Raw genomic sequence first — 12,644 nt, forward strand, 5'->3', positions numbered from 1 at the left:
GCCCCCGCCGCGCCCTGATACCGTGAAATACAAGATCCACCACCATACCGTCTACCGCTACGCCGAACCGGTGCGGCGCAGCGTGCACGAAGTGCGGCTCGAGCCGCGCTCGGGCCCGCTGCAGACCGTGAGCCACTGGCAGCTGTCGGCGCCGGGCAACCCGTCGGCGGCGCGCGACGGCTTCGGCAACATCGTGCACAACTTCACCGTGGCCGGGCCCGCCAGCACCATCGCCATCGAAGCCAGCGGCGAGGTCGAGGTGCTGCCGCCCCATGGTGACCTCGACCGCGACGGGCACCATGCTTTCTGCGACGCGCCGCCGGATGGCGAAGCGCGGGTATCACCGCTGTACTTCCTCGGCAGCACGCCGCTGACCACGGCGCCGGCGCCGATGCGGGCGTTTGCCGCGCCGTTCCTGGCGGCCGGGCACGACATCGATGCGCTGCTGGCGCTGGCGCGCGGCATCGGCGAGCGCGTGCGCTACAAGCCCAATACCACCGATGTCGGCACCTCGGCGGCGGAGGCCTTCGCGCTGGGCAGCGGGGTGTGCCAGGACCAGGCGCAGGTGATGGTGGCGGCGTGCCGGGCACTGGGCATTCCGGCGCGCTATGTCAGCGGATATTTCTACGACCCGGCCGCCACCGAACTGGCCAGCCATGCCTGGGCCGACGTGTGCCTGGACCCGGCCGGCGAAATCTGGTGCAGCATCGACATCACCCATGGCTGCCTGACCGACGAGCGCCATATCCGGCTGGCGGTAGGGCGCGATTACGCGTCAGCGGCACCAGTGCGGGGCATCCTGGACGGCGGCGCCGGCGAAACGCTGGAAGTCAATGTAATCATAACGCCACTTTCGACCTGATTAGGTGCTTGCTTCCAGACGTAGCGCGGTTGCGGTGCACGGGCGCTAGAATCCGGAGTGATGCAGGCCACTGCCGGCCCGGGCCGGCCGCCACCAAGAACACCAAGACAAACCATGACGTATTGTGTAGCCATGCGGCTGGATGCCGGCCTGGTATTCCTGTCCGACTCCCGCACCAATGCCGGGGTAGACGCCATCTCGACCGCGCGCAAGATGACCGTGTTCGAGGAGCCCGGCGACCGGGTAATGGTGCTGATGACCGCCGGCAACCTCGCGATCAGCCAGTCGGTGCGCCAGATCCTGATCGAGGACCATGACGAGAAACGCTCGCTGTGGACCGCGCGCGACATGTTCGAGGCCGCCTCGATCGTTGGCGATGCGGTGCGCCAGGTGCACCGGCGTGATGCGCACGCGCTGCGCGACGCCGGCATCGAATTCAATGTCAGCCTGATCTTCGGCGGCCAGGTACGCGGCGAGCGGGCCCGGCTGTTCAACATCTACGCGGCCGGCAATTTCGTCGAGGCCACGCCCGAGAACTGCTACTTCCAGATCGGCGAGGCCAAGTACGGCAAGCCCATCGTCGACCGCGTCGTGCATCCGTCGCTGCCGCTGGCGGAAGGCGCCAAATGCGCGCTGATCTCGATGGACTCGACGCTGAAGTCGAATATCTCGGTGGGCCTGCCCCTGGACCTGCTGGTCTACGAGGCGGATTCGCTGCAGGTGACGCGCTTTGTCAATATCGACGAGCGCAATGCCTATTTCCGCATGATCCGCGACACCTGGGGCCATCGCCTGCGCCAGGTCTTCGGCGAGATCCATAACCCCGAGTGGGATCCGGCCGCGCCCGCGGAGTTCTCGCTGGCGCGCTCCGGCGAGGCCGACCGCTGGGCCCAGCCGGTGCGGGCCAGGCGCGTGCATCCGCGCAAGCCGGACTGAGGCGCGGACAGGCATGCGCGAGATCATCCATTTTTCCCACGCCAACGGCTTCCCGGTGACGACTTACCGCAAGCTGTTCGGCGAACTCGACGGCGAGTTCGAATTCCGCGCCGTGGACCGCTACGGCCACAAGCCGGAATTCCCGGTGACGCGCGGCTGGCCGCACCTGGTGGAAGAGTTGCTGGGCGACATCGACCGCCAATACCGCCAGCCGGTGTGGCTGGTGGGCCATTCGCTGGGCGGCTTCCTGTCGCTGATGGCGGCACTGCGCCGCCCGGAACGGGTGCGCGGCGTGGTCATGCTGGACTCGCCGATCATCGCCGGCTGGCGCGCGTCGCTGCTGAAGACCGCGCAGATGCTTGGCATCGACGAAAAACCCGGCCCGGCGGCGGTGACCAAAAACCGGCGCACGCACTGGCCGGACGCCGAGGCGGTGTGGGAACACTTCCGCGCCAAGCCCAATTTCGCGGTGTGGGACCAGGACGTGCTGCGCGACTACGCCATCCACGGCACCGAACCCACCGGCAAGGACAGCGAGCGCCGGCTGCGCTTCGACCGCGAGGTCGAATACTGGATCTACCGCACGTTGCCGACCAGCCTCGGGCGCAAGGTCGCGCGCGGCGCGCCGGTGCCGGTCGGCTTCGTCGCCGGCACGCGCTCGCGCGAGGTGCGGCAGTGCGGGCTGGGCGCGACGCGCCGGCTGGTCGGGTCCAACCTGCGCTTCATCGAGGGCGGCCACCTGTACCCGATGGAACGGCCGCAGCAGACCGCGCAACTGGTGCGCGAACTGATCGGCGCGATGCGCCAGCAGGGGCGCTGAGCCGGTGTGCGGCGCATGCGCCGCAGCCCGGCGGCAACAGGCTGCGCGGCGCGCCGGAGCCGGGCTGCTGTCACAATTTCCGGGTCGGCGGGGAACGGGCTCTCATGTATAATCCCGATTTCCCCGGCAAGCTCGGTTTATGACCAAATTCGTCTTCGTCACCGGTGGCGTCGTCTCTTCTCTTGGCAAGGGCATCGCTGCTGCCTCGCTCGCGGCCATTCTTGAGTCGCGCGGCCTCAAAGTCACCCTCCTCAAGCTCGATCCCTACATCAACGTCGACCCCGGCACGATGAGCCCTTTCCAGCATGGCGAGGTGTTTGTCACGGAAGACGGTGCGGAAACCGACCTCGATCTCGGCCACTACGAGCGTTTCGTCTCGGCCAAGATGCGCAAGTCGAACAACTTCACCACCGGCCAGATCTACGAATCGGTGATCCGCAAGGAGCGCCGCGGCGAATACCTGGGCAAGACCGTGCAGGTGATCCCGCATATCACCAACGAGATCCAGGCCTTCGTCGAGAAGGGCGCGGCCGCGTCGCACGACGGCAAGGCCGACGTGGCGCTGGTGGAAATCGGCGGCACCGTGGGTGACATCGAGTCGCTGCCGTTCCTGGAAGCCGCGCGCCAGATGAGCCTGCGCATGGGCCGCAACCACTGCGCTTTCGTGCACCTGACGCTGGTGCCGTTCATTGCCAGCGCCGGCGAGCTGAAGACCAAGCCGACCCAGCACTCGGTGCAGAAGCTGCGCGAAATCGGCATCTCGCCGACCGCGCTGCTATGCCGCGCCGACCGTCCGATCCCGGACGACGAGCGCGCCAAGATCTCGCTGTTCGCCAATATCCCGCAGGACGCCGTGATCTCGGTGTGGGACGCCGACAGCATCTACAAGATCCCGCAGATGCTCAACGAGCAGGGCCTGGACCGCCTGATCTGCGAGGAACTTCGCCTGGACCCGCGCCCGGCCGACCTGTCGATGTGGCAGAAGCTGGTCAACGCCCAGGAAAATCCCGAGCATGAAATCACCATCGGCATGGTCGGCAAGTACGTCGACCTGACCGAGTCGTACAAGTCGCTGATCGAGGCGCTGCGCCACGCCGGCATGCACACCGCCACGCGCGTCAACATCGAATACATCGATTCCGAGGAACTGGAATCGGGCCACCTCGAGGTGCTGGCGCCGCTCGACGCGATCCTGGTCCCGGGCGGCTTCGGCAAGCGCGGCACCGAAGGCAAGATCCGCGCGATCCAGTACGCGCGCGAGAACAAGATCCCCTACCTGGGCATCTGCCTGGGCATGCAGCTGGCGGTGATCGAATTTGCGCGCCACCTGGCCGGCATGGCCGACGCCAACTCGACCGAGTTCAACCTGGAAACCGAGCACCCGGTGGTCGCGCTGATCACCGAGTGGGTCGACCGCGAAGGCAAGGTCGAGCAGCGCTCGGCCGATTCCGACCTGGGCGGCACCATGCGCCTGGGCGCGCAGCGCGTGCCGGTCAAGGAAGGCACCAAGGCCGCGGCAATCTATGGCGCCGAGGTCAACGAGCGCCACCGCCACCGCTACGAGGTCAACAACCACTACGTGCCGACGCTGGAGAAGGCCGGCATGGTGATCTCGGCGCGCACCCCGACCGAGAACCTGCCGGAGATGATGGAGCTGCCGGAGTCGATGCACCCGTGGTTTGTCGGCGTGCAGTTCCACCCGGAATTCACCTCGACGCCGCGCGACGGCCATCCGCTGTTCAAGGCCTACGTCGAAGCCGCGCTGGCCAGTCAGCAGCGCAAGGGCGCGTAAGGCCCGGCGCAAGCAGGAGAGACAGTCATGAAACTCTGTGGATTCGAGGCCGGCCTCGACCAGCCGTTCTTCCTGATCGCGGGTCCGTGCGTGATCGAGTCCGAGCAGATGGCGCTGGATACCGCGGGCGAGCTCAAGGCCATCACCACCGAGCTCGGTATCCCGTTCATCTACAAGTCGTCGTTCGACAAGGCCAACCGCTCGTCGGGCAAGTCGTTTCGCGGGCTGGGCATGGAGAAGGGCCTGGAGATCCTGGCCCACGTCAAGCGCGAGATCGGCGTGCCGGTGCTGACCGACATCCACGAGATCGACGAGATCAAACCCGTCGCCGCGGTGGTCGACGTGCTGCAGACGCCGGCGTTCCTGTGCCGCCAGACTGATTTCATCCGTGCCTGCGCGCAGAGCGGCAAGCCGGTGAATATCAAGAAGGGCCAGTTCCTGGCGCCGCACGACATGAAGAACGTGATCGACAAGGCCCGCGATGCCGCGCGCGAAGCCGGCCTGCCCGACGATGTCTTCATGGCCTGCGAACGTGGCGTCTCGTTCGGCTACAACAACCTCGTGTCCGACATGCGCTCGCTGGCGATCATGCGCGAGACCGGCGCCCCGGTGGTGTTCGACGCCACCCACTCGGTGCAGCTGCCCGGCGGCCAGGGCACCAGCTCGGGCGGCCAGCGCGAGTTCGTGCCGGTGCTGTCGCGCGCGGCGGTCGCCACCGGCGTCGCCGGCCTGTTCATGGAAACGCACCCGGACCCGAGCAAGGCCATGTCCGACGGCCCCAACGCGGTGCCGCTGTCGCGCATGAAGGAACTGCTGTCCGTGCTCAAGGAACTCGACACGCTGGTCAAGCGCGCCGGCTTCCTCGAAGACAACTTCGGCTGGCCGGCCTGCGCCTGAGCCAGCTGGCTTGTCGCCGCCGCGCCGCGCGGATGCCGGCGGTGACAAACCATATCGAAAGACCATACAAAAAATCGGGAGATTCTCCATGGCCGCGGGCTTTATCATCGCCTACGTCGTCGTGACCGACCCCCAGCAGTACGAGGAATACAAGGTGCTTTCGAGCAAGGCCATGCAGATCCATGGCGCCGAGGTGCTGGTGCGCGGCGGCAAGACCGAGCCGCTCGAGGGCGAGTGGGCGCCGACGCGCGTGGTGGTGCTGAAATTCCCGAGCTATGACGCCGCCAAGGCCTTCCACGACGGCGAGGCCTACCGCGCCGCGCGCAAGTCGCGCGAGCATGCGGCGAAGATGAACATGATCGTGGTCGAAGGCGCCGCCTGAGCCGGCTGGCGCCTGGCCGGCGTCGTGCGCGCGGCTTGCGCACATGACACGCGCCTGACACGCGCGCAGGTTGAAGTGATCAGCAGCAGCAAGAATCAACAGTCAGAGAGGAATTCATGAGTGCAATCGTAGATATCATCGGTCGCGAGGTTCTCGACTCGCGCGGCAATCCCACGGTCGAGTGCGACGTGCTGCTGGAATCCGGCGTGATGGGCCGCGCCGCGGTGCCGTCGGGCGCGTCGACCGGTTCGCGCGAAGCCATCGAGCTGCGCGACGGCGACAAGGGCCGCTACCTGGGCAAGGGCGTGCTGAAGGCGGTCGAGCATATCAATACCGAGATCTCCGAAGCCATCATGGGCCTGGATGCCTCCGAGCAGGCCTTCCTGGACCGCACCCTGATCGACCTCGACGGCACCGAGAACAAGAGCCGCCTGGGCGCCAACGCGATGCTGGCAGTGTCGATGGCGGTGGCCAAGGCCGCCGCCGAAGAAGCCGGCCTGCCGCTGTACCGCTACTTCGGCGGTTCGGGCGCGATGCAGCTGCCGGTGCCGATGATGAACATCGTCAACGGCGGCGCGCATGCCAACAACAGCCTGGACATCCAGGAATTCATGATCATGCCGGTGTCGGCGACCAGCTTCCGCGAAGCGCTGCGCTGCGGCGCCGAGATCTTCCATGCGCTGAAGAAGATCCTGGCCGACAAGGGCATGTCCACCGCGGTGGGCGACGAAGGCGGCTTTGCCCCCAACTTCTCCTCCAACGAGGAATGCCTGAACACCGTGGTGCAGGCCATCGAGAAGGCCGGCTACCGCGCCGGTGAAGACGTGCTGCTGGCGCTGGACTGCGCCGCCAGCGAGTTCTACCACGAGGCCGAGGGCGTGTACCAGCTCGAAGGCGAAGGCCTGAAGCTGAGCTCGACCCAGTTCGCCGATTACCTGGCCAACCTGTGCGACAAGTTCCCGATCGTGTCGATCGAGGACGGCATGGCCGAAGGCGACTGGGACGGCTGGAAGACCCTGACCGAAAAGCTGGGCACGCGCGTGCAACTGGTCGGCGACGACCTGTTCGTCACCAACACCAAGATCCTGAAGGAAGGCATCGACAAGGGCATCGGCAACTCGATCCTGATCAAGATCAACCAGATCGGCACCCTGACCGAGACCTTCGCCGCCATCGAGATGGCCAAGCGCGCCGGCTACACCGCCGTGATCTCGCACCGCTCGGGCGAAACCGAGGACAGCACCATCGCCGACATCGCCGTGGGCACCAACGCCGGCCAGATCAAGACCGGCTCGCTGTCGCGCTCGGACCGCATCGCCAAGTACAACCAGCTGCTGCGCATCGAGGAAGACCTGGGCGATATCGCCAGCTACCCGGGCAAGAGCGCGTTCTACAACCTGCGCTGACGGCTTGCCGAGTCGTTCCCGCGCCAGCGGGAGCGGCTGCGGGCGAATGGCATGGCGGCGGCCGGGACTACCCGGCCGCCGCCGTTTTTGTATCGAAATCTGCCTGGCGATTGCCTTCCAGGCGGAGTTCGCAGATCATTGTGCGGAAATTCCTGTCCGCCACCGTTCATGCGCCTGATTTCGCTGCTGTTGTTCGTGCTGCTGCTTGCCATCCAGTACCCGCTCTGGCTTGGCAAGGGCGGCTGGCTGCGCGTGTGGGATCTGAACCGCCAGCTGACCGAGCAGGGCACCCGCAACCAGACGCTCAAGCTGCGCAACGCCAAGCTGGAAGGCGAAGTGGCCGACCTGCAGGACGGCACCGGCGCCATCGAGGAACGCGCCCGCTATGAGCTGGGCATGGTGCGCGAAGGCGAGGTCTTCGTGCAGTTCGTCGCGCCGGCGCCCAAGATCAGCGCCACGCCACCGCTGCCGCCGCCGCCGAATTCGGTTGCCGGCCGGGGCGGCCACTAGGCCCCGTTTCACCGCCAATCGCCGGCTGCGCGCTCATGCCGGCCGGATCTTCCTCACCACCAGCCGTACGGATAGCCGCCCCAGCCCCAGCCGGGCATGCCGACGCTGACGCCACCGCCCCAGTGGCCGCCACCCCATCCGCCGTAAAACAGGTTCCAGCTGGTGTTGGGATAGGCATAGGCCGCGCGCGCGGCCGCCGCCTGCTGGTCCAGCGCGATCGCCGCGGCCTGGTCGCGCAGCACCTGCTGGTTGAGCGCGTCGAGCTTCTCCTTCTCCTCCGCGCTCAGCGGTGCCGGCGGCACGGCATTGGGCGCCAGCCGCGCGGTGGGCGGCGAGCCATTGGCGTCGCGCGGAATCTGCACGCAGCCGGCGGCCAGCAGTATTACGCCGAGCGCGGCGTACGCTGTGGCGCGCCGCGGATGGCGGGCGCTGGCGGCGCAATCAGGCAAGGGAGGGTTGGCTCGGGCGGACATGGCGGTTCTCAGGCTCGCTGACCGGCAGCTGGATGCTGCCATCGTACAGCCGTTGGACCGGGCGGCAACACCGATGTTTCCAGCGCGCCGCCGGCCGGCTGCCCCGCATTGCCCGCGCCGGTGCGGCAGCGCACGCAGGCGCCGCCGCAGGCGGATCAGTGGTGCTGCGTTGCGCCGGCGCCGGCGCCGGTGGCGACCGGGGTGGGCGAGAACAGCTGCGCGCAGTCGACCGGGTCGAACTCATAGCGCTGGCCGCAGAAGTCGCAGTGGATCTCGACATGGCCGCGCTCGGCGATGATGCTTTCGATCTCCGCCTGGCCCAGTGACTGCAGCATGCCGGCCACCTTCGGGCGCGAGCAGCTGCAGTGGAAATGCGGCGTCAGCGGCTCAAATACGCGCAGGCCGGCGTCCTGCAGGTCTTCCCAGAACAGGCGGCGCAGCAGGGTGTCGGGGGTCTCGGCCAGCAGTTCTTCGGCCTTCAGCGTGGTGCCGAGCTGGACCGCGCGATCCCAGGTATCGAGGTCCTGCGCCTTGGCATGGCTCGCCAGCGGCGCACCGGTCTCGCCGACGTCGGCGGTGCCGCCATAGGCCGGCAGTTTCTGCAGCAGCATGCCGGCGGCGACATGGTCGTCGGCGGCCAGCCACAGGCGCGTGTCGAGCTGCTCCGAGGCCTGCATGTAGTGCTCCAGCACGGCGCTGATCGAGCCCAGCGGGCCGTGCGCGTCGGCCAGCGGCACGATGCCCTGGTACGGCTGCTGGCCCGGCAGCTTGTCCTTCGGGTCCAGCGTGATGGCAAAGCGGCCATGGCCGTGGAGGTTGACCATTTGTGCCAGCGTGGCGTCGTCGGCCAGCTGCGCGCCCTCGGCCAGCTTGGCGGTGGCGCGCATCGACAAGTCGGACAGGCATTCCACCACCAGCATGCGCACCGGGCCGTCGCCGTGCAGCTGCATCACCAGCGCCCCGTTGAATTTCAGGTTGGCCGACAGCAGCGCCGCGGCGGCCATCATCTCGCCCAGCAGCCGGCGCACCGGTGCGGGGTAGCGGTGGCGGCCGAGCACTTCTTGCCAGGTGGCTTCCATGCGCACCAGCTCGCCGCGCACGGGGGCCGCGTCGAACAGGAACTTCTGCAGGGTGTCGGGGGTGGTGGTATCGGTCACAATAATCGGTCGGTTTCGGTAGAGGCGCGGCGGTCGTCAGCCGATCCGCTTGAGCTGTTGCTTGTACAGGGCCTGCCGCGTGGCGTAGGTCTCGGCGTTGCGATACAGGTTGGCGACGTCGGCATCGGTGAGCTGGCGCACCACCTTGGCCGGCGCGCCCAGGATCAGCGAACGGTCGGGGAAGACCTTGCCCTCGGTCACCACGGCGCCGGCGCCTACCAGGCATTCCTTGCCGATCACGGCACGGTTCAGCACCACGGCCTGGATCCCGATCAGCGAGCCTTCGCCCACGGTGCAGCCGTGCAGCATGGCCTGGTGGCCGATCGAGACCTTGTCGCCCAGCGTCAGCGGGCAGCCCGGGTCGGTATGCAGCACCGAACCTTCCTGGATGTTGGTGTCCGCGCCGACCACGATCGGCTCGTTGTCGCCGCGGATCACGACACCGGGCCAGGCGCTGGCGCGGGACTTGAGGGTCACGTTGCCGATGATGGTGGCTTCGGGGGCCACGTAGGCTTCGCTGTCGATACTGGGCTTGACGTCGCCGAGCTGGTAAAGCGCCATGAGGTCTCCTGCACGATTGGCTTTGGTTGAAGTGGGGGTTGCCGCCGGACTTTAAAGGGCCGGCGCGGGGAACCGGGTGGCGCCCAGGCTGCGCGGCTTGCGCGGCAGGCGGGCGCCGGCCAGGCCCTACAATGGCGGCAGACCCGGATTTTACGCCCATGCCAGAAAAAACACTTGCCGCCACGCCGCCTGATCCGTCACCTTCACCACGCCGCCAGGCGCTGGCGGTGCTGTGCCAGACGGAACCGCGCGACAAGGCCGTGGCGGCACGCGCACTTTATCGAAGCGTCATGACGCTGCCCGATGCCGCCCTCGGCGCAGGCGAGGCAATCCACGCCGAGGCCGCCCACGACATCCCCGGCCGGCCGGCACGGCCGGCGCTGGTGGCGCCGCAGCAGGTCGAGCGGCGCCGCTCGCTGCAGACTCCGGCCGGGCGCGCGGCGATGATCCACGCGCTGTGCCATATCGAGTTCAATGCCATCAACCTGGCGCTGGACGCGGCCTGGCGCTTTGCCGGCATGCCGCCCGCGTATTACCGCGACTGGCTGCGCGTGGCCGATGAAGAGGCGTACCACTTCACGCTGCTGGCCGACCACCTCGGCACGCTCGGCGCCGCCTACGGCGATTTCCCGGCCCACAACAGCCTGTGGGAGATGACCGACAAGACCGCCGGCGACGTGCTCGCGCGCATGGCGCTGGTGCCGCGCACGCTCGAGGCGCGCGGGCTCGATGCCTCGCTGCCGGTGCGCGCGCGGCTGGCCGGCGCCGGCGACCATGCCGCCGCGGCCATCATCGACATCATCCTGCGCGACGAAGTCGGCCACGTCGCCATCGGCAACCACTGGTACCGCTGGCTGTGCGCGCAGCGCGGGCTCGATCCTGTTGCCACCTACGCGCAACTGGCCGGGCAGTACCGCGCGCCCAAGCTGCGCGGGCCGTTCAACCTCGAGGCGCGCCGCGCCGCGGGCTTCGACGAAGACGAGCTGGCCTGGCTGGAAGCATCGGCCGGCTAGGCTGACCGGCGCTGTTCGGCGGCGCGTTCCTCTTCCAGCAGCCGCAATACCCGCCGCTGGACCTTGCCGGTGGTGGTCATCGGCAACTGGTCGATGAATTCGATCGCCTTCGGATATTCGTACGGCGCCAGCTGGCCGCGCACATGCGCCTGCAGTTCCGCGACCAGCGCCGCGTCGCCGTCGAACGAACGCGCCACCGACGGCGTCAGCACCACGAAGGCCTTGACCACCGCGCCGCGCTCCGGATCGGGCGACGGCACCACGGCGCAGTTGGACACCGCCGGATGCTTGAGCAGGCAGTTCTCGATCTCGCTCGGCCCGATGCGGTAGCCCGAGGACTTGAACACATCGTCGGCGCGCCCCTGGTACCACAGGTAGCCGTCGGCGTCGACGCGCGCCAGGTCACCAGTGCGGCACCAGCGCAGGCCATCGCGCTCGGCGTACTTGGCCGCGGTGGCGGCTTCGTTCTTCCAGTAGCCGAGGAAGAACACCGGGTCCGGATGCCCGGCGCTGTCGGTGGCGCACACCGCGACCTCGCCGTCCTCGCCCGGCGCGCAGGGCCGGCCTTCGTCATCGATCACCTGCACGCGGTGGCCGGGATAGGGGCGTCCCATCGAACCCGGCCGGGCCGGCCAGCCCAGCCGCTCGTCGTCATTCTGCGCGGTGCAGTTGCCGACGATGTAGTTGATCTCGGTCTGGCCGAACATCTCGTTGACGAGCACGCCGAGCGCGTCGCGGCACCAGCCGAATACGGTCTCGCCGACCGCCTCGCCGGCGCTCATCAGCGCGCGCAGGCGGATGTCGTAGTGCCGGCGCGGCTCGGGGCAGGCCTTCATCATCTGCTTGAGCGCGGTCGGGAACAGGAAGGTGTTGGTGACGGCGTAGCGCTCCAGCAGCTCGAAGGCGCGCTCGGCGGAGAAGCGGCCCTGGTAGCCGACGATCGGCTTGCCGAAATACAGCGCCGGCATCAGCGCATCCCACAGGCCGCCGGTCCAGGCCCAGTCGGCCGGGCTCCAGAACACGTCGTGGTCCTGCGGATACCAGTTCTGCGAACAGACAAAGCCGGTCAGGTTGCCGATCAGCGCGCGGTGCGGGATCAGCGCGCCCTTGGGTGGGCCGGTGGTGCCGCTGGTGTAGATCAGCACCGCGGCTTCGTCGGCCTTGGTCTGCTCGGCGACGAAGGTCGGCAGCTGCGCCGCGAGCAGCTGGTCCCAGTCGTGGTCGCCGCGGCCTCGGGCGTCGCCGGCGGCGATCACGGTGGCCAGCGTCGGGCATTCGGGGCGCGCCGCCAGCAGGTTGTCGATCGAGGTCTCGTCGGCGATCGCCACGCCGGCTTCGCTGTGCGCGATACGGTAGGCCAGCGCCTCCGGCCCGAACAGCATCGACAGCGGCATGGCGATGGCGCCGAGCTGGTAGATCGCCATATGCGCGATCACGGTCTCGATGCGTTGCGGCATCACGATCGCCACGCGCTCGCCGCGCGCCACGCCCAGCGCGCGCAGCGCCGCCGCCAGCCGGTTGGCCTCGGCCTGGATATAGGCAAAGCTATGCGCGTTGCGGCGGCCGTCCTCGTGCTCGGTATAGACCGCGATGCGGTCCATGGTGGCCGGGTCGCGGGCCCAGCGGCCGCAGCAGGCTTCGGCGATGTTGAACTGCGGCGGAATCTCCCAGCGGAAGGATTCATACAGGGCGCGGTAGTCGTCGCGCCGGCTTGCCGGCAAGGCAGCTGCGGCCATTCAGGGTCTCCATTGGGTTAGCGCCGCGCCAGCGGCCCGGCGGCGCTGGCGGCCGCTGCCGCTATAATGCGCGCAAGCGAACGATCGTTCTATTTTGTC

13 protein-coding genes are annotated in these 12,644 nt (G+C 68.1%); 9 read left to right on the top strand and 4 right to left on the bottom strand.

The features are described from left to right. Positions 1–22: 22 nt before the first annotated feature. From CBM2586_RS05605 to ftsB, 8 genes are all read left to right on the top strand, one after another. Positions 23–862, top strand: coding sequence for a transglutaminase family protein (locus CBM2586_RS05605; RefSeq protein ID WP_115686994.1), 840 nt, complete (start codon positions 23–25; stop codon positions 860–862). 114 nt (positions 863–976) lie between these two features. Continuing rightward, the gene (locus CBM2586_RS05610; RefSeq protein ID WP_115662499.1) at positions 977–1,798 is read left to right on the top strand and encodes a peptidase; all 822 of its coding nucleotides are present in this window, start codon (positions 977–979) and stop codon (positions 1,796–1,798) included. A gap of 13 nt (positions 1,799–1,811) precedes the next feature. Then, a complete protein-coding gene (locus CBM2586_RS05615; RefSeq protein ID WP_115686995.1) occupies positions 1,812–2,618 on the top strand; it encodes an alpha/beta fold hydrolase in 807 nt (268 codons plus the stop codon). A gap of 139 nt (positions 2,619–2,757) precedes the next feature. Beyond that, positions 2,758–4,410, top strand: a complete 1,653-nt coding sequence (locus tag CBM2586_RS05620; protein ID WP_115662497.1) for a CTP synthase — start codon at positions 2,758–2,760, stop codon at positions 4,408–4,410. 27 nt (positions 4,411–4,437) lie between these two features. Beyond that, positions 4,438–5,307 (top strand): 3-deoxy-8-phosphooctulonate synthase, encoded by an 870-nt coding sequence (kdsA, locus tag CBM2586_RS05625; RefSeq protein WP_111519668.1) that lies wholly within the window; start codon positions 4,438–4,440, stop codon positions 5,305–5,307. 88 nt (positions 5,308–5,395) lie between these two features. Further along, positions 5,396–5,689, top strand: coding sequence for a DUF1330 domain-containing protein (locus CBM2586_RS05630; RefSeq protein ID WP_115686996.1), 294 nt, complete (start codon positions 5,396–5,398; stop codon positions 5,687–5,689). Between the two features lie 116 nt (positions 5,690–5,805). Then, positions 5,806–7,095, top strand: coding sequence for a phosphopyruvate hydratase (gene eno / locus CBM2586_RS05635; protein WP_115662495.1), 1,290 nt, complete (start codon positions 5,806–5,808; stop codon positions 7,093–7,095). Positions 7,096–7,263: 168 nt separating this feature from the next. Next, entirely contained in the window at positions 7,264–7,605 is a 342-nt protein-coding gene (ftsB, locus tag CBM2586_RS05640; protein ID WP_115662494.1) for a cell division protein FtsB, read from the top strand. A 53-nt stretch (positions 7,606–7,658) separates the two neighbouring features. Here the strand turns inward: ftsB and CBM2586_RS05645 are convergent, their stop codons facing one another. The 3 genes from CBM2586_RS05645 to CBM2586_RS05655 form a co-directional block, all read right to left on the bottom strand. Continuing rightward, positions 7,659–8,078, bottom strand: coding sequence for a hypothetical protein (locus CBM2586_RS05645; protein ID WP_115662493.1), 420 nt, complete (start codon positions 8,076–8,078; stop codon positions 7,659–7,661). Positions 8,079–8,233: 155 nt separating this feature from the next. Further along, positions 8,234–9,235 (bottom strand): Hsp33 family molecular chaperone HslO, encoded by a 1,002-nt coding sequence (locus CBM2586_RS05650; protein ID WP_115662492.1) that lies wholly within the window; start codon positions 9,233–9,235, stop codon positions 8,234–8,236. 36 nt (positions 9,236–9,271) lie between these two features. Beyond that, positions 9,272–9,796, bottom strand: coding sequence for a gamma carbonic anhydrase family protein (locus CBM2586_RS05655; protein WP_018006882.1), 525 nt, complete (start codon positions 9,794–9,796; stop codon positions 9,272–9,274). 131 nt (positions 9,797–9,927) lie between these two features. Here CBM2586_RS05655 and CBM2586_RS05660 point away from each other — a divergent pair, with 131 nt between their 5' ends. Continuing rightward, positions 9,928–10,809, top strand: coding sequence for a ferritin-like domain-containing protein (locus tag CBM2586_RS05660; RefSeq protein WP_115686997.1), 882 nt, complete (start codon positions 9,928–9,930; stop codon positions 10,807–10,809). Here the strand turns inward: CBM2586_RS05660 and CBM2586_RS05665 are convergent. Further along, positions 10,806–12,545 (bottom strand): acyl-CoA synthetase, encoded by a 1,740-nt coding sequence (locus CBM2586_RS05665; RefSeq protein ID WP_115686998.1) that lies wholly within the window; start codon positions 12,543–12,545, stop codon positions 10,806–10,808. The genes CBM2586_RS05660 and CBM2586_RS05665 overlap by 4 nt on opposite strands. Between the last annotated feature and the right edge of the window lie 99 nt (positions 12,546–12,644).

It is taken from the genome of Cupriavidus taiwanensis (assembly GCF_900250115.1).
Taxonomy (GTDB): Bacteria; Pseudomonadota; Gammaproteobacteria; order Burkholderiales; family Burkholderiaceae; genus Cupriavidus; species Cupriavidus taiwanensis_B.

What these genes read in the sequence shown, in the direction of transcription:
- CBM2586_RS05610 (WP_115662499.1), top strand. Translation starts at nt 977, where the DNA reads ATGACGTATTGTGTAGCCATGCGGCTGGATGCCGGCCTGGTATTCCTG.
- CBM2586_RS05615 (WP_115686995.1), top strand. Translation starts at nt 1,812, where the DNA reads ATGCGCGAGATCATCCATTTTTCCCACGCCAACGGCTTCCCGGTGACG.
- CBM2586_RS05620 (WP_115662497.1), top strand. Translation starts at nt 2,758, where the DNA reads ATGACCAAATTCGTCTTCGTCACCGGTGGCGTCGTCTCTTCTCTTGGC.
- kdsA (WP_111519668.1), top strand. Translation starts at nt 4,438, where the DNA reads ATGAAACTCTGTGGATTCGAGGCCGGCCTCGACCAGCCGTTCTTCCTG.
- CBM2586_RS05630 (WP_115686996.1), top strand. Translation starts at nt 5,396, where the DNA reads ATGGCCGCGGGCTTTATCATCGCCTACGTCGTCGTGACCGACCCCCAG.
- eno (WP_115662495.1), top strand. Translation starts at nt 5,806, where the DNA reads ATGAGTGCAATCGTAGATATCATCGGTCGCGAGGTTCTCGACTCGCGC.
- ftsB (WP_115662494.1), top strand. Translation starts at nt 7,264, where the DNA reads ATGCGCCTGATTTCGCTGCTGTTGTTCGTGCTGCTGCTTGCCATCCAG.
- CBM2586_RS05645 (WP_115662493.1), bottom strand. Translation starts at nt 8,078, where the DNA reads ATGTCCGCCCGAGCCAACCCTCCCTTGCCTGATTGCGCCGCCAGCGCC.
- CBM2586_RS05655 (WP_018006882.1), bottom strand. Translation starts at nt 9,796, where the DNA reads ATGGCGCTTTACCAGCTCGGCGACGTCAAGCCCAGTATCGACAGCGAA.
- CBM2586_RS05660 (WP_115686997.1), top strand. Translation starts at nt 9,928, where the DNA reads ATGGCGGCAGACCCGGATTTTACGCCCATGCCAGAAAAAACACTTGCC.
- CBM2586_RS05665 (WP_115686998.1), bottom strand. Translation starts at nt 12,545, where the DNA reads ATGGCCGCAGCTGCCTTGCCGGCAAGCCGGCGCGACGACTACCGCGCC.